Here is a 21,977-nt window from a genome sequence, read left to right as displayed (position 1 = left end):
AAAGGAGTGTTGTTTTATGGCACATTTTAACGGTTCTATTAAGTCTGATGCACTTGGGATGCGGACAAACCTGACAATTATTACCCCGGCGGACATTTTAAATGCGCCCGAACATGGAAAAGTAGTCTACCTGCTGCATGGGCTGTCAGACGACGCCTTTGCGTGGGAGCAAAATGCCCAGCTCCCGCAGCTTGCCGATACTTATAACCTTACCTTTATCCTGCCGGAGGTACAGCGCAGCTTTTACACTGATATGGCTTATGGCTTAAAATATTTCACCTATGTTGCTGAAGAACTGCCCCAAATCTGCAAGCGGCTGTTCTGTATTTCCGGACGCCGGGAAGATACATATGTGATGGGGCTTTCTATGGGCGGTTATGGAGCGTTGAAATGCGCGCTGAAAAAGCCGGAACAATATGCCGGCTGTGGGGCATTTTCCGCGCTGACAGACATTTATCAGCTTCCTGAACGGGCTGAAATTGAGGAGCCCAGCCGGCTGCGGGAAATCCAAGCGGCATTTGGTATGGAACATGAATTATTCCCAGAAAATGATCTTTACCGCTTGGCAAAAGAATGTGAAACAAAACCAGTGAAGCCGAAAATCTTTATGGCGTGCGGAACAGAGGATTTCATCTACCAGCACAGTGTCAAGTTCCGGGATTTTATCACTCCAATGGATTTTGATTTCACCTACAAGGAATGGAGCGGCGTACATGAATGGTATCTGTGGAATAAGGCCCTGCATCTTGCCTGCGCCCACTTCTTCCCTGAAACGCCGAATAATCCTTACTGTAACATCAAGTAGCCTGCCATAAAAGGAGAATATTATGTCAGCACCATTAGCGGACCGGATCCGTCCACAGACTTTGGACGAAGTAGTAGGTCAAACCCATCTTCTTGCGCCGGGAAAACCCTTACGGACGATCATTGAATCCGGGCAGATCCCCAACTTGATCTTTTACGGTCCCTCCGGCGTGGGGAAAACTACGCTGGCAAGATTGATTGCCGGTCAAACCAATAAAAAGCTATACAAGCTGAATGGTACCTCAGCTTCCACAGCGGACATCAAGGCGATCATCGACCAAGTGAATACCATCTCCTCTTATCAGGGGATCCTGCTTTATTTGGACGAGATCCAGTACTTAAACAAAAAACAGCAGCAGTCCCTGCTGGAGCACATTGAAAATGGGAACATCACCCTGATCGCCTCTACCACAGAAAACCCCTATTTTTATATCTATAATGCGATCCTGAGCCGGAGCACGGTCTTTGAGTTCCGTCCCATTGAACCGCAGGAGGCAGCGCGAGCCGTGACCCGGGCTTTTCAGAAAATGGAGGAGGAGCTTGACTCCCCTATCCGGCTGGAGGAAGGCGTTGCGGAATTTATCGGCCAGGCATGCGGCGGCGACGTGCGAAAATCGCTGAATACAGTTGAGCTTTGCGTACTGGCTACACGGGTGGATGAAGCCGGCGGCCGGTTGGTCACTTTGGAAACCGCGCGGGAGCTGGCGCAAAAATCCGCTATGAAATATGACCGGCAGGGGGACGAGCATTATGACCTGCTCTCTGCCCTACAAAAGTCGATCCGCGGCTCCGACCCAGATGCGGCGGTCCATTATCTTGGGCGGCTTTTGGAAGCAGGCGATCTGTTGTCTCCCTGCCGGCGGCTTTTAGTCATCGCCAGCGAAGACATCGGCATGGCATATCCGCTTGCGATCACGATCGTGAAAGCCTGTGTGGACAGCGCTGTCCAGCTGGGGCTTCCCGAAGCACGGATCCCCTTGGCAGAGGCAGCAGTGCTTCTTGCTACTTCCCCAAAATCTAACAGTTCTTATATGGCAATCAACCAAGCTATGGCTGACATTCGCGCGGGGAAAGGCGGCACTTTCCCCCGGCAGCTGCAAAACAAGCATTTTGACGGAGCAGAGCGGGAAGTAAAGGGCCAAAACTATCAGTACCCACATGATTTCCCGAATCACTATATCAAACAACAGTACCTGCCGGACGATTTAAAAGATACGGTTTATTACCACTATGGGGAGAATAAAAATGAACAGGCGGCAAAAGCCTACTGGGATAAAATCAAAAAATAAAGAAAAAGCGCTGTGCCCATAAAGGCACAGCGCTTTTTCTAAAAGATAGAAACCCAAAGGTAGATACATAACACCAGCATGGTAGGATTCCCCTGTCCATGATAAAACAAAAGGATACAAATTATTGATATAAAGATATTTAATACTATCTGTATTATTTTTAAAATCTTTTCTGACTTGTATAATGAAAAAAAGCGGGTCAGCAACAGACTAAGCAGTTTCCCTCCATCTAATCCCTGAAACGGCATTAGGTTCATGACGCCCAAAACTAGATGCGTCGCACCGAATGCCTGCCAACCCATGAAAAAACAGACGGGGAGCATAATAAAGTTTACCATGCTGCCTGCCAGCAGAACAACAGCTTCCTTTCTGTTTGTCAGCCGGGAAAGAGGATGTTCCATCCGAATGCCTGTCATCTCAAAGGCGATCCGTTTGGGGGAAAAACCTGTCAGCAATACTGCAATTAGGTGTCCGCATTCATGCATAGTGCCCGCCAGCAGGCCCATAACAGCGATCCCTGTTTCGTCCAGCAACAGGCACAGCGTCAGCATTGCTAAAAAAAGAAACCTCAGTTCTATGGTAGTATGCCCAATTCGCAGTTCAAGCATGTTCTAATACGGCAGTGGGGTCAACAAATTTCCCATGGATCAAATATCCAAAATGCAGATGCGGACCGGTCGAAGTCCCTGTACTGCCCACTTTGGCGATCACTTCGCCCTGCTTGATCTGATCCCCTTCTTTGGCTAAAAGCTTGCTGCAGTGCGCGTAAAAGCTTTCTGTCCCATCCTGATGCCTGAGCCTGATATGGTTGCCATAGCCCTCTGAAAACTCGGATTCCACCACAGTGCCGGACAAGACCGCATAAATATCGTCCCCTTCTTCCGCCGCCAGGTCCGTACCTTTATGAAAATCAGCTTCTTTCGTGATCGGGTGGGTTCTGGCTCCAAATTCAGATGTAACGGTCAGGGAGGTCAAGGGAGCCGCGATTTTCTGGTCAAATGAAAACGCTTCTAACGACACATTTTCCGGCACGTCGCTTCCATTGGGTTCGCCTCCCGCCGCCTTTTCTGCCGCTTCCTCGCCGCTTTGCTGAGAAGTTTCTTTCCCAGCGTCCCCCGCCGTGCTTTCGGCAGTAATACTTTCCTCTGTACCGGCTTCAGAAGCAGGCTGGCTGGTATCCGGAACGACGGTCGGGGTATCTTTTTCTTTATTGAGCCAGCTGTCAAACTGCCCTTTCCAGCGCGCCATATCCTCGCTGAAGCCGCCATCCTGCTGAATCTGCTTTTTTAGCTCCGAATCAATGTCGTGATACTGGGAGGGGAAAAAGGTGTTCATCAAAACCAAAATAATAGCAATGACCAGGCACAGGATCACCTGAAAGGTCAGCGTACTGAAAAAACCGGATTCTCTTGGCTTTTGTTCTTCCAGTTCATTGTCCTGTACTTCTTTGGGAGGCTCATATAATTCTTCGCTTAAATCCAGTTCATTCCAGTTTTTAATCATTCGCTTCCTGCTCCTTTGTCCAATTCATTCCATGTATATTCGGACAAAGGGTATTTTATTCCTCTGTTTTGCAATCCTCCTGATCTGTATCTGATTTAGAATCGGGATCTGTTTTATTTTGGGTTCGCCCCTTTACCATTTCGTGAATAAACATACTTCCGCCTGTCAGAAGTACGCCTTGTGTAACGATGGAAAACAGGCATGCGTAAAAATTCTTCAGGCTGGACACATCACAGACGGAAAATGTGTACAAAGCGGTGACCGCCAGCGATACGACCAGCAAAATGCCAGGGATCCTTTTACACAAAACTTTAGACCTGCGCAAGATCCGCCCCAGAAAATACAGTACCGGGATCACAACGATCAATTCACTGCGGATATATTCATTCAATAGCTCTGCAAGATCCATATTCCTCCTCCTTTCTATCCAGAATGATAAAAAGCCCCTTTATTATGGTATGCTTTCTTATCTGGTTTTGACCTTTACATTTGAAGCCTTTTTCGGTATAATGAATAGGATCCCAATATCTGGGCTCGGACGAAAGGAGTCTTTATGAAACGTAAATTATTGGCCTTTTTAGGCTGTTTTGTTTTGGTATTTTGTTTTGCAGGCTGTGAACGGGATTACGAACGCACTACTTATCAAAAGGATTTAGACCTCGCCGTAGAAGCCGAACCAAATTCTATTGCAGACTTGGAAGAGGAAATGACAAAAATTGCGCATGAATACGATGAAAATGGATTGCTGACCGAAGCAATGGCGGTATTTTCCGGGGATGAAGACATCGCCAATGAAAAGGGAACGCTTTCCTTTACCTATTGCAGCTATAACGAAGAAACCAAGCGCAGTACCACTGTGATCCTCACCTATGATATGTACGATAAAAAGGTGACAAAAGTAAACTATGACCAGGGGCTGGCAAAGCTCAGCGAAGAGCTCACCAAACCGATTTGGGAAGATGGCAAAAAAATCCCATTTTCATTTATCTTTGAAAAAGTGCGGGAAGAAGATGATTTTAAAAATAAGATTGGCGGGGAAAACATCACCCTTACGGTAGAGTTTACCAGCGCAAATGTAGAAACCTCCCTGATTTAGGTATGAAAGGAAAAACAACATGAATTTTAAGATCGTTCACAACAATTATAATGTATACGACTTGGAAAAAAGTCTTGCATTTTATCAAGAGGCCCTCGGTATGCGGGAGATCCGCCGCAAAGAAGCCAAAGACGGCAGTTTTATTATCGTATATCTGGGAAATGAACAGGCGCATCATCTGATCGAATTGACCTGGCTCCGTGATTGGGACCATCCCTACAACTTAGGTGATAACGAGATCCATCTGGCATTAGAAACCAGTGATTTTAAAGAAGCCTATGCCCTGCACAAAAAAATGGGCTGTATCTGTTATGAAAACCCCGCGATGGGAATCTACTTTATTTCTGATCCAGACGGATACTGGATAGAAATCGTACCGGAGAAAAAATAAAATTTTGTTCAAGGAGGCTTTTAGATGGGCTGGACAATTTTTTTGGCTGTGATTCTGATTTTAGTGGGTTTGTTTGTAACGATCAAACCAGATCTTTGGTGGCAGTTAACCGAATCATGGAAATCCTATTCTGCGGGTGATCCTTCCGACCTATATTTAAAAACTACACGTATTGGTGGGATCATCTTTATTGTCCTGGGCGTCATCGCTATCTTTCTGCCTTTTATCTTAGAATAAAACCGGGCTGTTCCCACACTGATATAGCGCAGGAACAGCCCAGTTCTTTTTTGACAGTATGAAAATAACGCCGCTTTTAATAAAAGCGGCGTTATTTTTGCACGTTTATCGAATCAAAGAGAATGCCAGAATTACATTGGCAAATACAATCGATACCATTGATAAGAGTTTGATCAAAATATTGATCGCCGGGCCAGAGGTGTCTTTAAACGGGTCGCCGACAGTATCGCCGACAACTGCCGCTTTATGAGCATCACTGCCCTTTCCACCATGTTTTCCAGCTTCAATATATTTTTTCGCATTGTCCCATGCACCGCCGGAGTTAGCCATCATAACAGCCAAAATAAACCCAGAAACGGTAGCGCCGGCCAGCATCCCAGCAACACCCGCCACACCGAGGATCAAACCAACAACGATCGGAACAACGACCGCCAAGATCGCCGGCATGATCATTTCTTTCTGCGCGGATTTTGTGCAAATATCTACACAGCTTGCATAATCCGGTTCTGCTTTCCCTTCCATCAGTCCGGTGATTTCCCTAAACTGACGGCGAACCTCCATAACAATGCCCTGCGCCGCACGGCCCACTGCTTCCATTGTCAAAGCGGCGAACAAAAACGGCAGCATACCGCCGATAAACAGCCCAATTAAAACAGCCGGATTGGTAATATTCAGGTTCAAATTAGCAAAATATTCTGGATCAATAACCTTGATCTCCGCCAAGTAGGAGGCGATCAACGCCAGCGCCGTTAACGCGGCGGAACCAATCGCAAAGCCTTTTCCGGTTGCAGCTGTTGTATTCCCCAAGGAATCAAGCGCGTCGGTACGTTCCCGGACCTCTTCTCCAAGACCAGCCATTTCCGCAATACCGCCGGCGTTGTCCGCGACCGGACCATAAGCGTCAGTCGCTAAGGTAATGCCAAGGGTAGAAAGCATTCCAACGGCGGAAAGGCCGATTCCGTATAGGCCCATGTTAAAGTCGTCGCCGCCGCCGGATACAAAGTAGCTGATCAGCACTGCCACGCCAACGATAATAACCGGGATTGCTGTAGAGCGCATCCCCAAAGACAAGCCGCCGATAATGATCGTTGCCGGACCAGTTTCAGAGGTCGCAGATAATTTTTGGGTCGGCTTGTAGGTATCAGAGGTATAGTATTCTGTAAAGAAGCCAATTAACACTCCAGCTAACAGTCCGCAGATAATCGCGACGTAAAGCCCGATCTTGTCAGAACCTAATACAAAGTAGATCAGCGGAAATGCAATAACTGCTACCAAAGCCGCACTGATCCAAGTACCACGGCGCAATGCGGAAAGAAGGTTCTTCTGAGAAGCGCCCTCTTTGGTTTGAACAAAAAATGTGCCGATGATTGAGGCAATAATTCCGATCGCTGCCATGACCATTGGGATCGTTACCCCAGAGAAGCCCATGCCAGCGGCAACCGCTAAAGCCCCTGTAGAGATAATAGAGCCAACATAAGATTCATACAGGTCTGCACCCATGCCAGCAACGTCGCCTACGTTGTCGCCCACGTTGTCCGCAATAACAGCCGGGTTTCTCGGGTCGTCTTCCGGAATGCCAGCTTCTACTTTACCGACCAGGTCAGCGCCAACGTCAGCTGCTTTGGTAAAGATACCGCCGCCTACACGGGCAAACAGCGCCATAGAAGAAGCCCCCATGCCAAAGGTCAGCATGGCAGAGGTGATCGCCTGAATTTGAGCAGCTTCCAAGGTCTGTCCGGCCGCAATAACCAAATGATCCGGATTGGAGAACCACCATTTTAAGAAAAAATACCAGAAAGAAATATCAAAAAGCCCCAGGCCAACAACGACGAAGCCCATAACGCCGCCGGCAGAAAACGCGACGCGCAGCCCGGTATTCAGGCTCTTCTGTGCAGCGTTTGCCGTTCTTGCATTGGAAGCCGTCGCAATCTTCATGCCGATAAAGCCAGACAGCCCGGAGAAGAAGCCCCCTGTTAAAAAGGCAAATGGTACGAACCAGGTCAAAAATCCGAACGCGGCCATAACGATCAGCACTACAAACAGGACCGCAAAGAAACCTGCTACCCCTGTGTACTGCCGTTTCAGGTAGGCATTTGCGCCTTTTCTGACCGACATCGAGATTTTTTTCATGAGCTCTGTTCCCTCGTCAGCACGGAGCACTTTTTTTGCAAGATAAAATGCAAACAGCAAAGCGATCACAGCGCCAACAGGAGCCAGATAGGTGATGTAATTCATGATATAGAAACTCCCTTCTTTAAACTTTCGTAACAAATTATACCATTTTCTAAATGTCGGAACAACTAATCTTTTGGGGAATCTGAAAAAAACTGTGACTATGAATAATTCTTTGCAAAAAAGTTGTTCAAAAAGTCAATGCTTTTCATATTATGTCAAGAATGTGTAAAAAATACAGAAAAATTGATATGTTTTTGTCAAAGTAGAACAAAGAAAAACCGTCCTTTTGGGACGGTTTTTCTTTGCAGTAGTCGCTGTTTATACATTTCTTATGAATGTTTTTCCCGTAGTTCTACACGCCGAATCTTTCCGCTGATCGTTTTAGGAAGTTCGTCTACAAACTCTACAACGCGCGGATATTTATAAGGCGCAGTGCGTTCTTTGACATACCGTTGTATCTCTACTTTCAGTTCTTCTGATGGAACCGAGCCCCTTGTCAGCACGATCGTCGCTTTGACGACCTGTCCGCGAACTGGGTCTGGAACACCGGTAATAGCGCATTCTAAGACATATGGCAACTCCATCAAGACGCTTTCAATCTCGAACGGCCCGATCCGGTAGCCGGAAGACTTGATGATGTCATCCGTACGTCCCACATACCAAAAATATCCTTCCTCATCGCACCAAGCCGTGTCGCCAGTATGGTAAAGGTCGTCATGCCACACCTCTTCGGTAAGCTGTTTATTCCGGTAATAACCGCAGAACATACCGCAGGGACGTCCCTTTTTCGTACGTAAAACGATCTCGCCTACCTCGCCCGGATATACCGGCTCGCCTTTACTGTCAACTAAATACACCTCGTACTGTGGGTTCGGCCGGCCCATAGAACCGACTTTGTTCTCGCTTCCTACCAGATTTCCCAAAATCAAGGTGGATTCAGTCTGCCCAAATCCCTCCATGATCTTCAAACCGGTGTTAGCCAGCCACTGGTTGTAAACCTCCGGGTTCAACGCCTCCCCAGCCGTACAGCTGTATTCCAGAGAGGAAAGGTCATATTTCGACAAGTCCTCTTTAATAAACATCCGGTACATAGTGGGCGGCGCACAGAAAGTCGTGATATGGTGTTTTGCAAACATCTGCAAAATGTCGTCGGCATGGAAACGGTCAAAGTCGTAGGTAAAAATAGCCGCCTCGCACAGCCATTGTCCGTAAATCTTCCCCCATACCGCTTTTCCCCAGCCTGTATCAGAGATCGCAAAATGCAGGCCATCAGGGTCGACATTATGCCACCAGCGCGCCGTTACGATATGGCCGATCGGATAAGTAAAGTCATGAGTAGCAATTTTGGGATAGCCCGTGGTGCCAGAGGTAAAATACATGAGCATGGGGTCGGTTTTAAGGGTGTCTGCCCGTTCAAAATGATCCGATTTGGTGTAGGCTTCTTCAAAGTCCAGCCAGCCCTCCCGTTTTTCGTGCAGCAGTATTTTGATCTCTACAGTCGGCGATTCAGCAAACGCCTCTTCCGCCGCGTAAGAAACCTCCCCGTCAGAGGTACAAAGGATCGCCTTCACTCCCGCCGCATTGAACCGATAGGTCAGATCCTTTTGGGTCAACTGGTTCGTTGCCGGGATCACGATCGCCCCGATCTTGTGCAGGGCAGTAATGGCAAACCAAAATTCATAGTGCCGTTTCAGTACCAGCATCACCCGGTCCCCTTTTTTGACACCAAGATCGGTCAAATAGTTCGCCACCATGGAAGAATACCGGGAAATATCCCCAAATGTAAAATTTTTTACCTCATGGTCATTGGATTCCCAAACCATTGCCAGCTTGTTCGGATTCTTCTGCGCCAGCTTGTCCACAACATCATATCCAAAGTTAAAATGGTCCGGAATATGGAATTTGATATCAACCAGTTGCCCGCTCTGGTCTAAGGTTTCTTCAACATAATCTTTATATAATAGCTGGTCACGGGTACGGATCGTCACATCATCTTCATCGTCGATCGCTTTTGGCTGGTCGTATGAGTCGTTTCCGCCCCTCATGCCGATCGCCAAAAATTCACAGTCTTCCCCGCCGATCGCGACCATGCCATGTGGTTTAGAAGCATCAAAATATATGCTGTCTCCCGCCTTTAAGATCTCTACATGTCCGCCAACTTTGATCCGCAGCGTGCCTTTTAGGACATAATCCAGCTCTTGTCCCGCATGGGCGGTCAGCGAAACCGGTGTTTTTTCCATCTGCTCATCATATTTGACCTTAACCAGACATGGCTCCGCCAAACGCTTTTTCAATGCGGAAGCTAGGTGGAAATACTGGAATCCTTCCCGGCGTTTTACCGGCATCCCATCACCGGCACGGCAAACAGTATAGGTAGCCAGCCTTGGGGTGACCCCTGTGATGATCTCCCCAACGTCGACCCCCAGATGATTTGCACAAGTATATAAAAATGCAAAGGTCAAATCCTTGGTGCCGCTTTCACATTCCTGATATTCTTCCGGCGTGAGTTGTGTCACCTTTGCCATCGTTTCTATTGAGATATGCGACATCTCCCGCAGGCCTTTTAAGCGGCCGGCGACTGCTTTCAGCTCTTCTTTCTGATTCAAAGCTTTTGCTCCTTTCCTGGTTTTACTTCTGGTTTACAACATTTACAGGGGTTCCCGCCAGATAATGCTTCAGGTTCTGATAAACGACCTCGATCAGCCTGACCCTTGTTTCATAACATGCCCATGCAATGTGGGGGGTGATCACCATATTTTTTGCACCCAGAAGGGGGTTGTCCCCGTGGATCGGTTCAGCAGATACCACATCGGCATATGCCTTGCGGATCACACCGCTGTTGAGCGCATCTGCTAAATCCTGTTCCTCAACGATCGGACCGCGCGCTGTATTGATCAGCACTGCGCTTGGCTTCATCATCTCCAGATGCTTTCTGTCAACCAAGCCCTGAGTCTGTTCCGTCAGCGGGCAGTGGATGGTCAAAATATCGCTTTTCATAAACAGCTCGTCCACACCGGTAAACGTGACATACGGGTATTCTTTCTGATCTTTCTCCCGGACTGTCCGGGTGTGGACCAAGACCTTCATATCAAACGCATGGGCTAGGAAAGCGACCCGTTTGGCGATGCTTCCAAAGCCAACGACCCCGATCGTCTTTCCATCTAACTCCTGAAGCCGGTCATCATAAAAGCAAAAGTCGGGACAGTTTTCCCATTCTCCATGATGGACCCGGTCATCATGTTCGCGTACCATACTATAGGCATCCAGAATGTATGCAAATACCAGTTGTGCCACCCCTTTGGTAGAATAAGCCGGTACATTGGTCACCGTTATCCCCCGCTGCGCAGCAAAAGGCAGGTCCACATTGTTATATCCCGTTGCAATGATCCCGATGTATTTTACATTGGGACATTGCTCCAGTACCGTACGGTCCAACATACATTTATTGGTAATGACCAGTTCTGCGTCCCCAATACGCTTAGCAATCTGGTCATAAGGGGTGCGGTCATAGCAGGTGACCTCCGCCAGATCGGCAAAGTGATGGTAATCCAGCTCTTTGCCAGTAGAGGCGTAGGTATCTAAAATAACCAATTTCATCAATAATTCCTCCTCTATAATAAAAGGCCTTGCCGTTCAAGACAAAGCCTCTTAAAATCATTCGTGCGACTGTTCCGAACCCGGTTCTTCCTCTTGATATGGAGCTTTTTCCCGCTGCTGTTTCTGGTCCTGCCTGCGGGCGCGCCACAGCGAGAACAAAGCAAAAAGACACAGCAGCAATTCCAAAATACCTAATCCTGTCTGATACCACTTGGCGCTGGATACATAGGTCAAATAGGTAGAAGCCACCCACACCGCAAATACCAGCTGGTATAAACGGCGTTTGCGCAGGTATTCCCATAAAAAAAATACAATGACCAGCAGTCCAAACAACAGGTGAAACCAGAGATTCATTGAACACCCTTCCTCAAAATTACATTTTTTTCATTCTTATCATACCACAATTCTCTGACCGAGAAATGAGCATTTTATGAAATTTTTCCCTGCCTTTCCGGGAAACAAAAGAGATCATCTTTCTCCTAATAGGTAGTCCTCCACCCCTACCGTTTCCCCTGCCCGGTAATAGATCCGGGGCACACGGCGGCTGATTCCACAAACGATCTCATAATTGATCGTACCCTGAAGACGTGCCAGCTCATCGGCGGTAATCTCCTGTTCGCCGTCTTTCCCCATTAAGACCGCGGTATCTCCAATCTTCACATCCGGCACCCCGGTCACATCAACCATCATCTGGTCCATACATACCCTGCCCAGTACCCGGCAGCGCTTTCCGTGTATCAATACCTCTGCACGGGAAGAAAAAGAACGGCTGTATCCATCCGCATATCCAACGGTTACCGTGGCTATTTTCATGGCGCGCTCTGTAACAAAGGTGCGTCCATAGCTGATTGCGCTGCCCGGCGCCACTGTCTTTACCATGGAGACCGCCGCTTTCCATGACATCACCGTCCGCAAAGCCATTGCGTCTTCCATCTCATCACTCGGAGCCAACCCATACAGAATAATACCAGCGCGGGCATAATTATAGTTTTCATTTTGATAGCTTGCGATCCCGGCACTGTTCTGGGCATGGATCATCTCAAAGACAAGCCCCTGTTCTCGGCATTCCCGTACCGCCGCATCTAGATATTCCATCTGCCGTTTGGTATAGTTAACTGCGTCGGCGTCATAGCTGTCCGAATGGCAAAAATGGGTAAAGATCCCTTTGACAAAAAAAGACGGCATTTTTGCCACCTGCAAAATTTCCTCTGCCGCATGGTGCGCGTTATTCTGCAAAAAGCCGATCCGGTGCATCCCGGTATCCACCTTGACGTGCACGTCGATCTGTTCCCCGCGGCTTTTCAACGCTTCATTCAAAGCGATGGCATAATCCATATCGTAGACTGCCTGCGTGATCCGGTGCCGGCTCAAAAGCCCGGCGTTTTCTGCCGGCGTATACCCCAAAACAAGGATATTTTGTGTAAAGCCCTGTTCCCGGAGCGCCATCGCTTCGGTGATCCCCGAAACTGCAAACCACTCCACCCCAGACCGTACCAGCTCACGGCAGACATATTTGTCCCCGTGTCCATAAGCATCCGCCTTTACTACGGCAATAATCTGTTTTTGGGCTGTTTTTTGTATCAAATCTATGTTATACTGAACATGATCTAAGTTCACTTCACACCATGTACGGTGAATAAAGTTGGTCATATCTTTACTCCTTTTTATAAAACTGACATCAGGGGGATATGCGATGCAGCAAGAAAAATCAGCCTGTTTTACCGGGCAGCGTCCGGAATCATTCTGTTCTGATTCCCGCGAATTTAAAAAACTGGAACCGAAGCTAAAAATGCTGCTGAAGCGGGAAACGCTGCAAGCTGTCCAGCAGGGCTATACCACCTTTTACTGCGGCATGGCGCGGGGTGTTGATATTCTTGCCGGGGAAACCGTTTTGTCATTAAAAGCAGATTTTCCCGAAATACAGCTTATCTGTGTCATTCCCTTTCCCCGCCAGCCTTATTACTGGGCTGATTCCTGGATCTCACGCTATAATTATCTTTACGACCATTCCAAACGGGTTTTGATCTCCCCCGCCTATTCCCCAGACTGCTACCACCGGCGAAACCGTTATATGGTGGACCACAGCGATTTGGTGATTGCCGTGATGGCACAGGAAACGGAGCGCGGCGGGACTGCCAGCACCATCCGTTATGCCCGCAAAAAGAACAAGCCTGTTATTTCTCTGCTTTACAATAACGAAATCTTCATCCGGTAGTGCTTCATCTCCGTTGGCTCTACCTGCTGGATTCCGTGCATCCTTTCAAAGGTTCCGTCCTCCTCCGGATAATCCACCGCGCACCCTGCCCATGGCTCTAGGCAGACAAACGGCGCCTCCTTTTGAGCAGGCGACCAGACGCCAAGGGTATCAAATCCCTCAAAATCCAGTTGTACGCCCCGCCCGGTCAAAATGCTTTCCAAGGAGACACTGCGGGATTTCAGTTGGTCGAAGATCAATGCATCTCTGTCAAAGAAATGATAATCCAAACGGAATTTCCGCTCATTTTTCAGAAAGGGAACGCGGTTTTCAGAAGAAAACCGCTGGGTTTCAAGATCCATAACAGGACAGTCGGCTGTTTCCGGCTCTGGAAACACGATCTGGTAATTTTCAAACCGGTCCCCCTCTGTCACCGGGCACTGGAATGCCGGATGGGCGCCGATCTTATAAAACATCGTTTGCTCCCCAGTATTCATCACATCATACTGGATCTCTACCGCACAGTCAGTAATGTGATAGGTTAGCCGCAGCATGAACGGGAACGGGTATTCCTGAAGGGTCTGCTCGTTGGAGCTCAAGCAGAACACCGCCCGGTCGCGTTCCTGATACATCACTTTAAATTCCATATCCCGTGCAAACCCATGACGGCGCAGCGGATAATCTTTCCCGCCGATATTCGCTTTATTTCCGCTTAAGACTCCCACATTTGGGAACAGTACCGGCGAGGTTTTTGCCCAATACGCTGGGTCGGCCTGCCACATATATTCATCTCCCGTGACATCACGGAAGGATTTTAATTCTGCTCCACGGGTGTCTATCACTGCAGAGCAGGATCTGCTTAATATTGTGATTTCCATTCTTCATTGCCGCCTTTCTCAAGGGAATTGCGCTTAAAACGCTCTCTTGTTTATTATAGACCATCCTCCCCGCAGATACAAGTAAAAGAATGGCGGTCGTCACAGGGTCCCCCCTTAATATAGCAACAGCAGTTTTCCTGATTCTTATTGACAAAACAGAAAGGTGTGTGACTTTTATGGATCAAGTATTAAAAAACGAGATCATGCAGTACTTAAAAGCCTCCCGTCTGACCACCGAGGTACAGGTGGAGGAAATGGTTTCGGTTCCCTTATCGAAGCTATATCAAGAACAGGATCTTGTTCATACCCCCGAAGGGAATTATTATTCCAAACAGGAAGTGTTCCATTATTTAAAAAACAATAGCTATGAACTAACACAGGAAAACTTTGAAATCGCCGCCCGTCACTGCTATATCTCATACCAAACAGACGAAAATGGTGTTCCCTATAAGCAGGTGACCCACTCTTATTCCAAAAATTCATTAGATCATATCAGCGATGAGGATCTACAAACCTATTTGATTTATTCCCTGCTGCAGGAACGCACCAAGCCGGTCACTTTGTTTGAATATAAAGTGGTCACACTGAAAGATACGTTCTGGATGGGAAGAACCAGCAGTGAAGCCCTGCAGGATATTTTAAACGACCATTCCTCCAGAGGATGGCGCTTAAAAACAACCTCTGTCAACCAAATCACAAATGTAGTCGGCTCTGAATCCCGTGACGAACTGCTCCTGATTTTTGAACGTCAAAGAGAGAACTAACCATTCAGCCCTGCCAAATGCTTGGCAGGGCTGCGCACTAATATGAACATACTATTTGAAGAAAGGATTTGATCCTATGATAAAAACCGCAGCGAAAGAAGATGTCCCTGTATTGGCCCGGCTGGCCGTATGCTTGTGGAATGGCCATTCTGCCGCAGAGATGGAGGCCGAGTATTCGGAGCTGCTTTCTCAGGAAGAGGCCAGCCTATTCCTGGCGCTTTGCGAAGGGGAGGAGATCGGATTTGCGCAGTGCCAGCTGCGGCATGATTATGTGGAGGGGACAAAAAGCAGCCCGGTCGGATATTTAGAAGGGATTTTTGTAAAGCCGGAATTTCGGCACAGGGGATATGCGAAAAAACTGCTGCAGGCATGCGAGACCTGGGCTATGGAAATGGGATGCCGGGAATTCGCCAGTGACTGCGAATTGGGCAATGCTAACAGCTTTCTTTTTCACAAAAGCGTTGGTTTTACAGAGGTAAACCGCGTCATCTGTTTTACCAAGCCGCTAAAATAACGTGTCTTCTCGTTCCTGCAAATGCAGCCAAAAAAGCCGAAGGATCATCCGCTTCATATCCTGCAGCTGGTCGATTTGATACGCTGCAAATGTACCCATAAGCTCTTTATCTGCTTGTAATAGCTGTGTTTCAATCAAAGAGCCTAATCCGATATCATAAAGCTCCAATTCATGATAACTGCAATGTTGAAATGCATATAATTCTTGATCGGTAAAAAATCTTTCAATATTCGGAAAAGTTTTTTCAATTTCCTGAATTAAAATCATAAAATCACTCCACAATACGTTTATGTAACGTATTATATCCCGAATATCGTGGTAAAGTCAATCACATAGTACGTTAATCCGGGTAAATGATGTGGTGATGAATGAGAAAGATCCTGTTTGGAAAAAACAAAAACATTATTCACGATCATCTGAAGAAAATTCGTAAGGAGCGTGGCCTTTCCCAAGAAGAGCTTGCGGCAAAACTTCAAGTAATGAACGTCAACATCGATCAACAGATGATCAGCAAAATCGAAAACAATTCAAGAATGGTTACGGATTATGAACTTTTCTGTTTATGCCGCGTGCTTCATACCGAGCCAAATGACTTAATGGGAGAAATTGAAACTCTATAAAAAAGCCCTCTGTAAAATCACAGAGGGCTTTTTTGATTTTTTACATCGCAGAATTCGTCATTTTTCCCTTAATTTCGACAAGTTCATTATACTGTACCATTTTTTTCATCCTTCTGGCATTTGCAATCATCAGCTTGATCCGGTTCTCCTGATTGATCGCCGTAGCGCCGGGGTCATAGTCGATCGCAACAATGTTTGCAGTCGGGTTATATTCCTTGATCTTGCGCATCATGCCCTTTCCGGCAACATGGTTGGGCAGGCAGCCAAACGGCTGGGTGCATACAATATTCGGCGTCCCCGAATGCACCAGTTCCAGCATTTCCCCGGTCAACAGCCAGCCTTCTCCCATTTTATTGCCGTAACCGACATAATCCTTTACCAGGTTTTTGATATCTTGAAACCGGGAGGGCGGGTCAAACTGCGGGAATCGTTTGATAGCCGCGATCATATCATCCTGCCAGCCGACCAGATAGTTTTCAAACCAGCCGGCAATCAGGTGCTTTAATTTTCCGCCGCCGTAAATCTCCGGGTCAACAAAACGGTTGTCTACCTTAAAAATCACAAAGTCCATCAGTCCCGGCACAACTACTTCTACATCTTCACCGTGCAGGAATTCTTCCAAGTTATTGTTCCCTAAAGGGGCAAACTTCACATAAATTTCCCCAACGATCCCCACCTTGATCTTATCGGTCTTGTTCACCGGAATATTTGCAAAGTCCTGTAAGATCCGGGGCATATTCTCTTTTACCCGGCGGTAGGTTACATTTTTCGACTGTTTGTACTCTTCGCTCAGCACCTCGACCCAGTGATCCACCATACGGTCCGCGGCGCCCTTTTCCAGTTCATACGGGCGGGTCTGGTTGGCAAGCAGCATCAATAGATCCCCGTAAACGATGCTGTAGATCAGCTTTTTGATCAGCCCAAAGGTCAGTTTAAAGCCGGGGTTTTTCTCCATCCCGGAAAGGTTTAAAGAAATGACCGGGATGTCTTCAAACCCGGATTTTTTCAGCGCCTTTCTCAACAGATGGATATAATTGGAGGCGCGGCAGCCTCCCCCGGTCTGAGTGATCAGCAGGGCGGTTTTATTTAGATCGTATTCCCCGCTTTTCAGGGCATGGATCAACTGCCCGATAACCAACAAGGCAGGATAACAGGTATCGTTATGTACATTCTTCAGCCCCTCATTAACGATCTCCCGGCCGGTGGTTTCCAGTGGGATCACCTTATAGCCATGCAGGGCAAACGCCATTTTAAACAGTTTAAAGTGGGTCGGCAGCATGTTCGGCGCCAAAATCGTGTATTCTTCCTTCATCTCTTGGGTAAACAGGATCCGTCCTGTTTCATCTCTGATGATCTGTGCCATGTACGATAATTCCTTTCTTTGCTTTTAGCGGGCTTTCTGCTGCGCTTCCTTTTCCCGGATCGCCGCCAGCAGGCTGCGGATCCGGATCTTCACCGCGCCTAAGTTGTTGATTTCGTCGATCTTCAGCTGTGTATATAACTTCCCTTTCTCTTCCAGGATCGCGCGCACCTCGTCGGTGGTGATCGCGTCAATGCCACAGCCAAAGGAAACGATCTGTACCAGCTCCATGTCAGGCTGAGTTGTCACATAATTTGCCGCATTGTAAAGACGGGAGTGATAAGTCCACTGGTTCAGTACATGCACTTTACCGGCATTTCCAAGGTGAGCCACCGCATCCTCTGTCACCAGCACCAAATCGAACGAGGTCATCATCTTATCAATCCCGTGGTTGATCTCCGGGTCAATATGGTACGGTCGGCCGGCCAGGACAATGATTTTCTTGCCGTGCTCCCGGGCAAACTGGATGGCGCGCTGGCCCTCCTGTCGGATTTCCCATTTCCAAGCATCATAAACAGCGAACGCTTCTTTTGCGGCTTGATGCACCAGGTTACGCGGAATATCAAACTCCCGGTTGAAATACTCATACGCCTTTTTCTCAAAATCCTTTGGACGATGCAGGCCAAAATAGCCATGCTCATAGGAAATGTTTTTTAACACCTCCATATTCGCATCCAAAAGCTCGGGGTAATAGGCGACGACTGGGCAGTTGTAATGGTTATCCCCTTTTTTCTCGTTAAAGTTATACGGCATACAGGGGTAGAAGATCCTTGTCACGCCCTTTTCCAAAAGGTTGACAATATGCCCGTGCATCAGCTTAGCCGGATAGCAAACTGTATCGGAAGGAATGGTGTCCTGCCCCTTTCGGTAAAGCGCGCGGGAAGAAACATCAGACAGCACGACTTCAAATCCAAGACGGGTCAAAAACGCATACCAGAACGGGATGTTCTCATACATGTTCAGCCCCATCGGGATGCCGATCTTCCCTTTTCCCCCGTCAACGCCCTTTAACGCCCGCAGCTTGGATAGCTTCCAGGCAAACATATTCGGGATTTCCTTATTTTCTTTTCTTCCGAGTGGTTTCTCACAGCGGTTCCCGGAAATGAATTTCCTCCCGCCGCTGAATGTGTTGACTGTCAGGTTGCAGTTGTTGTTGCATAACCCGCAGCTCACCGTTTTAGAAGTGTGGGTAAAGTGCTCCAACTCTTCCAGCGACATCAGCGCCGACTGTTCCAGCCGAAGTTCCTGTGCATACAAAGCAGCGCCATACGCGCCCATCAGTCCGGAAATAGACGGGCGGATCACCTGCTGCTCCACCTCGATCTCAAAGCTACGCAGGATCGCGTCATTTAAAAATGTACCGCCCTGAACAACGATATTTGTCCCTAAATCCTCTTTGGATACCGCGCGGATCACCTTATAGATCGCGTTCTTCGTCACGCTCATCGAAAGCCCGGCAGAAATATCCTCAATCGTCGCGCCCTCTTTCTGCGCTTGTTTTACCGAAGAGTTCATAAACACAGTGCAGCGGGAACCAAGGTCGACCGGATGCTTGGCAAACAAGCCCAGTTTCGCAAAGCTGGCCGCGTCATACCCCATGGACTTGGCAAAGGTCTCAATAAAAGAGCCGCAGCCAGAGGAACACGCCTCATTTAAGACAATGTTGTCGATCACGCCATTGCGGATTTTAAAACATTTGATATCCTGTCCGCCGATATCCAGCACAAAATCAACATTTGGGTTAAAATGACTGGCTGCCTTTAAATGCGCCATGGTTTCCACCAAACCGGTGTCGGCATGGAATGCGTTTTGGATCAAATCCTCTCCGTAACCAGTCACAGCCGAACCGCAGATATGGATGCGGTCCCCGCATTCCTTTAAAATATGGATCAGCTGTTCGCGGACGATCTCCACTGGATTGCCCTGATTGGAGTTATAGTAGCTGTATAAAATATCCTTTTCCTTGCTCACTACCACCAGCTTTGTGGTGGTAGAACCGCAATCGATCCCTATGTAAGCGTCGCCGGTATATCCTGCAAGATCCTTTTCCGGGATCGTTGCCTGTTCATGCCGCTTTACAAAAGCGTCGTATTCTTCCTGGCTTTCAAACAAGGGGTTTAACCGCAGGGTCGTCACAGCCTCATCCGCCGCGTTCTCCAGTTTTTCTACCAAAGTGTGATAGTCAAAGCTAGTTCCCTCTTCTTCCGCATAGATCGAAGCCCCTAAAGAAACAGCATACAGCGCATAGTCCGGGAATACGGCCATGTCCTCGCCCAGTTTCAGTGTTTCTACAAACCGTTCCTGAAGCCCCTTAAAAAAGTGGAGCGGGCCTCCTAAAAACAAAATCTTCCCCTGGATCTTACGTCCCTGCGCCAGCCCGGTGATGGTTTGATCTACCACTGCCTGAAAAATGCTGGCCGCAATGTCAGATTTGCTGGCACCCTGGTTCAACAGCGGCTGAATATCGGATTTCGCAAATACCCCGCAGCGGGATGCGATCGTATAAATAAACTGATGGTCCTGGCTCAATCGATCCAGTTCGTCCGGCGCAACGGCAAGCAAAGTTGCCATCTGGTCAATAAAAGCGCCTGTGCCGCCCGCACAAGAGCCGTTCATCCGTTCCTCAAAAGCGCCTGTTCGACGGTCAAAAAACAAAATCTTTGCGTCCTCGCCGCCCAGTTCGATCACAACATCGGTGTCCGGCACCTTTTTACGCACCAATTCCCCCGTGGCAAATACTTCCTGTACAAATGGAATTTCCGCCGCTTTAGCAACGCCTAGCCCCGCAGAGCCGGAAACCGCGGCCGAAAAGCTTTTCCCCGACAAAATCGGTTCAGCCCGGCGGATGATCTCCAATGTTTTTTGCCGCACCTGTGAAAAATGGCGTTCATAACATTGGAACAGGATTTTATCATCTTCGGTAATGACTACCTTTGCCGTAGTCGACCCAATATCAATCCCCATAGAAATACTCATAGATAGTCCTAACCTTTCTGTTTTTTCAAATTTATCTTCTGGGCCAGACCGTGTTTTCCAGTATTGTCCGGCTTCGTCCGCATTAAGATGTTATTAAATTATTATACCATTTTTGTATGCTCCTGCGCAATAACATTTTGTTGCAGATTCATGTCTTTTTTCTGACCGGAATTGACAATCCTATACAAATATTTCCTTTATTGCAATCTGAAATAAGCAGCTTTTTTGCCGTATGCTTTGGCTTGTCTCATTTTTAAGGAAAGTGGACCGCCTACTTTTATTATACCAAAAAAGTAGTTTTAAGCAAGAGGAAACTGCCCCCTGCCACAATTCGGCAGGGAGCAGAAAATCTCAACAGCTATTATGGATGGATCACAGTTCCGTCTACCAGACGGGTTTGGGTCCATTGAGTGACCGGATGCTCACAGGGGTATTTTGCCGCCAGCTTTTCGTCTAAGTCGATCCCAAAGCCAGGACGGTCATTTGCGTAAATGTATCCACCCTTCTGCACCGGGCAGCCTGGAAATACTTCTGCCAGCGTTTCACTGATCGGGGTCCATTCCTGGATCCCAAGGTTTGAAGTTGCCAGGTCTAAATGGATATTGGCTGCATGCCCCACTGGGGAAACATCACCCGGGCCATGCCATGCGGTGCGTACGCCAAATACTTCCGCAAAGGCGGCAAGCTTTCTGGCCGGAGTCAGGCCGCCCAACTGGCTGGTATGGCATCGGATAAAGTCGATCAGCCGGTTCGCGATCAAAAAATCAAACTCTTTTGGATTGTTAAACAATTCCCCCACCGCGATCGGGGTAGCTGTCTGCTGCCGCAGGAGCCGGTACCAGTCGCCCTGTTCCGGGGAAAGCAGATCCTCTAAAAAGAACAGGCGGTAAGGCTCCAGCTGTTTTGCAAGGCGCAGCGCTTCTACCGGCTGGACCCGTTCATGGACATCATGACAAAATTCCGCCTCAAAGCCAAATTCCGCGCGCAGCTTTTCAAATAAAGCAACCGTAGCCCTCGCGTATTGATCCGGATCCAGATACATCCCCGGCTGAGAACCCGGCGGGGTGGCCGCGCTCATCTTTCCACCGCCGTAGGTTCCAATTTGACAGCGGATATATCTAACCCCGGCTTCTAAATAAGCATGGATCTTTTCGCTCAGCGCAGGAAAATCCCTTCCATCGGCATGCAGGTAAAGCGGGACCGCCTCCCGGCACTTTCCGCCCAAAAGCTCATAAACCGGCATACCGGCCATCTTGCCTTTGATGTCCCACAGTGCCTGGTCCACACCGGAAACAGCATTATTGGAGATCGGCCCATTGCGCCAGTAGGCATTTACGTTCATGAGTTGCCAAAGGTCTTCGATCCTGGAAGCGTCCCGCCCCACCAGCAAAGGCTTCAGATATTCTTCTACTACACACCGGACCGCCTTGGTCCGATACGCAAAGGTGGCGCATCCTAAGCCGTACAGCCCCGGTTCCGAAGTTTCCACCTTGACGACTGTCAGGTTGATCCCATCCGGCGCCGTACAGATCGCACGCACGTCGCGGATAGTAACGGTTCCCATCACATAACCCCTCCT

22 protein-coding genes are annotated in these 21,977 nt (G+C 48.2%); 9 read left to right on the top strand and 13 right to left on the bottom strand.

All coding sequences use genetic code 11. The features are described 5' to 3' along the window. The first annotated feature begins 16 nt into the window (after positions 1-16). Together CIB36_RS09540 and CIB36_RS09535 are read left to right on the top strand one after the other, a co-directional pair. The gene (locus CIB36_RS09540; RefSeq protein WP_158662651.1) at positions 17-805 is read left to right on the top strand and encodes an alpha/beta hydrolase; all 789 of its coding nucleotides are present in this window, start codon (positions 17-19) and stop codon (positions 803-805) included. A gap of 22 nt (positions 806-827) precedes the next feature. Then, positions 828-2,093 (top strand): replication-associated recombination protein A, encoded by a 1,266-nt coding sequence (locus CIB36_RS09535; RefSeq protein ID WP_093989331.1) that lies wholly within the window; start codon positions 828-830, stop codon positions 2,091-2,093. A 38-nt stretch (positions 2,094-2,131) separates the two neighbouring features. On the opposite strand, the gene CIB36_RS09530 is transcribed toward CIB36_RS09535, so the two are convergent. The 3 genes from CIB36_RS09530 to CIB36_RS09520 are packed head-to-tail and all read right to left on the bottom strand — an operon-like array spanning position 2,132 to position 4,005. Further along, on the bottom strand, positions 2,132-2,701 hold the full coding sequence (locus CIB36_RS09530; protein WP_158662650.1) for a site-2 protease family protein: 570 nt from the start codon (positions 2,699-2,701) through the stop codon (positions 2,132-2,134). Further along, positions 2,694-3,596, bottom strand: coding sequence for a M23 family metallopeptidase (locus CIB36_RS09525; RefSeq protein ID WP_093989329.1), 903 nt, complete (start codon positions 3,594-3,596; stop codon positions 2,694-2,696). Before CIB36_RS09525 ends, CIB36_RS09530 begins: the two co-directional genes overlap by 8 nt. Before the next feature lie 55 nt (positions 3,597-3,651). Beyond that, complete coding sequence (locus CIB36_RS09520; protein ID WP_093989328.1) at positions 3,652-4,005, bottom strand: phage holin family protein; 354 nt, start codon at positions 4,003-4,005, stop codon at positions 3,652-3,654. 144 nt (positions 4,006-4,149) lie between these two features. Between CIB36_RS09520 and CIB36_RS09515 the strand changes: the two genes are divergently transcribed. Genes CIB36_RS09515 through CIB36_RS09505 form a run of 3 tightly spaced genes read left to right on the top strand, consistent with a single transcriptional unit; the run spans position 4,150 to position 5,320 of the window. Next, entirely contained in the window at positions 4,150-4,692 is a 543-nt protein-coding gene (locus tag CIB36_RS09515; RefSeq protein WP_093989327.1) for a hypothetical protein, read from the top strand. A 19-nt stretch (positions 4,693-4,711) separates the two neighbouring features. Beyond that, positions 4,712-5,083, top strand: a complete 372-nt coding sequence (locus tag CIB36_RS09510; RefSeq protein ID WP_093989326.1) for a VOC family protein — start codon at positions 4,712-4,714, stop codon at positions 5,081-5,083. A 24-nt stretch (positions 5,084-5,107) separates the two neighbouring features. Next, entirely contained in the window at positions 5,108-5,320 is a 213-nt protein-coding gene (locus CIB36_RS09505) for a DUF6199 family natural product biosynthesis protein (protein WP_093989325.1), read from the top strand. 105 nt (positions 5,321-5,425) lie between these two features. On the opposite strand, the gene CIB36_RS09500 is transcribed toward CIB36_RS09505, so the two are convergent. The 5 genes from CIB36_RS09500 to alr all read right to left on the bottom strand — a co-directional run bounded on the left by CIB36_RS09500 (position 5,426) and on the right by alr (position 12,742). Continuing rightward, a complete protein-coding gene (locus CIB36_RS09500; protein ID WP_093989324.1) occupies positions 5,426-7,555 on the bottom strand; it encodes a sodium-translocating pyrophosphatase in 2,130 nt (709 codons plus the stop codon). Between the two features lie 269 nt (positions 7,556-7,824). After that, positions 7,825-10,044, bottom strand: coding sequence for an AMP-binding protein (locus CIB36_RS09495; protein WP_324612426.1), 2,220 nt, complete (start codon positions 10,042-10,044; stop codon positions 7,825-7,827). A gap of 79 nt (positions 10,045-10,123) precedes the next feature. Further along, the gene (locus tag CIB36_RS09490; RefSeq protein ID WP_093989323.1) at positions 10,124-11,092 is read right to left on the bottom strand and encodes a D-2-hydroxyacid dehydrogenase; all 969 of its coding nucleotides are present in this window, start codon (positions 11,090-11,092) and stop codon (positions 10,124-10,126) included. A 57-nt stretch (positions 11,093-11,149) separates the two neighbouring features. Then, positions 11,150-11,446, bottom strand: coding sequence for a hypothetical protein (locus CIB36_RS09485; RefSeq protein WP_093989322.1), 297 nt, complete (start codon positions 11,444-11,446; stop codon positions 11,150-11,152). A 114-nt stretch (positions 11,447-11,560) separates the two neighbouring features. Further along, a complete protein-coding gene (gene alr / locus CIB36_RS09480; protein WP_093989321.1) occupies positions 11,561-12,742 on the bottom strand; it encodes an alanine racemase in 1,182 nt (393 codons plus the stop codon). A gap of 43 nt (positions 12,743-12,785) precedes the next feature. Here alr and CIB36_RS09475 point away from each other — a divergent pair, with 43 nt between their 5' ends. Next, on the top strand, positions 12,786-13,307 hold the full coding sequence (locus CIB36_RS09475; protein ID WP_093989320.1) for an SLOG family protein: 522 nt from the start codon (positions 12,786-12,788) through the stop codon (positions 13,305-13,307). Here the strand turns inward: CIB36_RS09475 and CIB36_RS09470 are convergent. Beyond that, entirely contained in the window at positions 13,280-14,164 is an 885-nt protein-coding gene (locus CIB36_RS09470) for an aldose 1-epimerase family protein (protein ID WP_093989319.1), read from the bottom strand. The two genes, CIB36_RS09475 and CIB36_RS09470, sit on opposite strands and share 28 nt — an antisense overlap. 176 nt (positions 14,165-14,340) lie before the next feature. On the opposite strand from CIB36_RS09470, the gene CIB36_RS09465 reads away from it, so the two are divergent. Together CIB36_RS09465 and aac(6') are read left to right on the top strand one after the other, a co-directional pair. Next, positions 14,341-14,928: a DUF4177 domain-containing protein gene (locus tag CIB36_RS09465; RefSeq protein ID WP_158662649.1), complete on the top strand. Its 588-nt coding sequence runs from the start codon at positions 14,341-14,343 to the stop codon at positions 14,926-14,928. A gap of 76 nt (positions 14,929-15,004) precedes the next feature. Next, entirely contained in the window at positions 15,005-15,442 is a 438-nt protein-coding gene (gene aac(6'), locus CIB36_RS09460; RefSeq protein ID WP_093989317.1) for an aminoglycoside 6'-N-acetyltransferase, read from the top strand. Here aac(6') and CIB36_RS09455 read toward each other — a convergent pair. Then, positions 15,434-15,709 (bottom strand): hypothetical protein, encoded by a 276-nt coding sequence (locus CIB36_RS09455; protein ID WP_093989316.1) that lies wholly within the window; start codon positions 15,707-15,709, stop codon positions 15,434-15,436. The two genes, aac(6') and CIB36_RS09455, sit on opposite strands and share 9 nt — an antisense overlap. Before the next feature lie 101 nt (positions 15,710-15,810). On the opposite strand from CIB36_RS09455, the gene CIB36_RS09450 reads away from it, so the two are divergent. Then, complete coding sequence (locus CIB36_RS09450) at positions 15,811-16,062, top strand: helix-turn-helix domain-containing protein (RefSeq protein ID WP_093989315.1); 252 nt, start codon at positions 15,811-15,813, stop codon at positions 16,060-16,062. Between the two features lie 40 nt (positions 16,063-16,102). On the opposite strand, the gene CIB36_RS13670 is transcribed toward CIB36_RS09450, so the two are convergent. From CIB36_RS13670 to CIB36_RS09435, 3 genes are all read right to left on the bottom strand, one after another. Next, positions 16,103-17,425, bottom strand: coding sequence for a 2-hydroxyacyl-CoA dehydratase (locus CIB36_RS13670; RefSeq protein WP_093989314.1), 1,323 nt, complete (start codon positions 17,423-17,425; stop codon positions 16,103-16,105). Positions 17,426-17,449: 24 nt separating this feature from the next. After that, positions 17,450-20,398, bottom strand: coding sequence for an acyl-CoA dehydratase activase-related protein (locus CIB36_RS09440; RefSeq protein ID WP_093989313.1), 2,949 nt, complete (start codon positions 20,396-20,398; stop codon positions 17,450-17,452). A 361-nt stretch (positions 20,399-20,759) separates the two neighbouring features. Then, on the bottom strand, positions 20,760-21,962 hold the full coding sequence (locus tag CIB36_RS09435; protein WP_093989312.1) for an enolase C-terminal domain-like protein: 1,203 nt from the start codon (positions 21,960-21,962) through the stop codon (positions 20,760-20,762). Positions 21,963-21,977 lie beyond the last annotated feature (15 nt).

The sequence above is a fragment of the Massiliimalia timonensis genome, from assembly GCF_900186585.1.
In the GTDB taxonomy this organism is placed as follows: domain Bacteria; phylum Bacillota; class Clostridia; order Oscillospirales; family Ruminococcaceae; genus Massiliimalia; species Massiliimalia timonensis.
The sequence above is the reverse complement of the archived record's forward strand: the minus strand, read 5'-3'. Positions and strand labels throughout refer to the sequence as shown.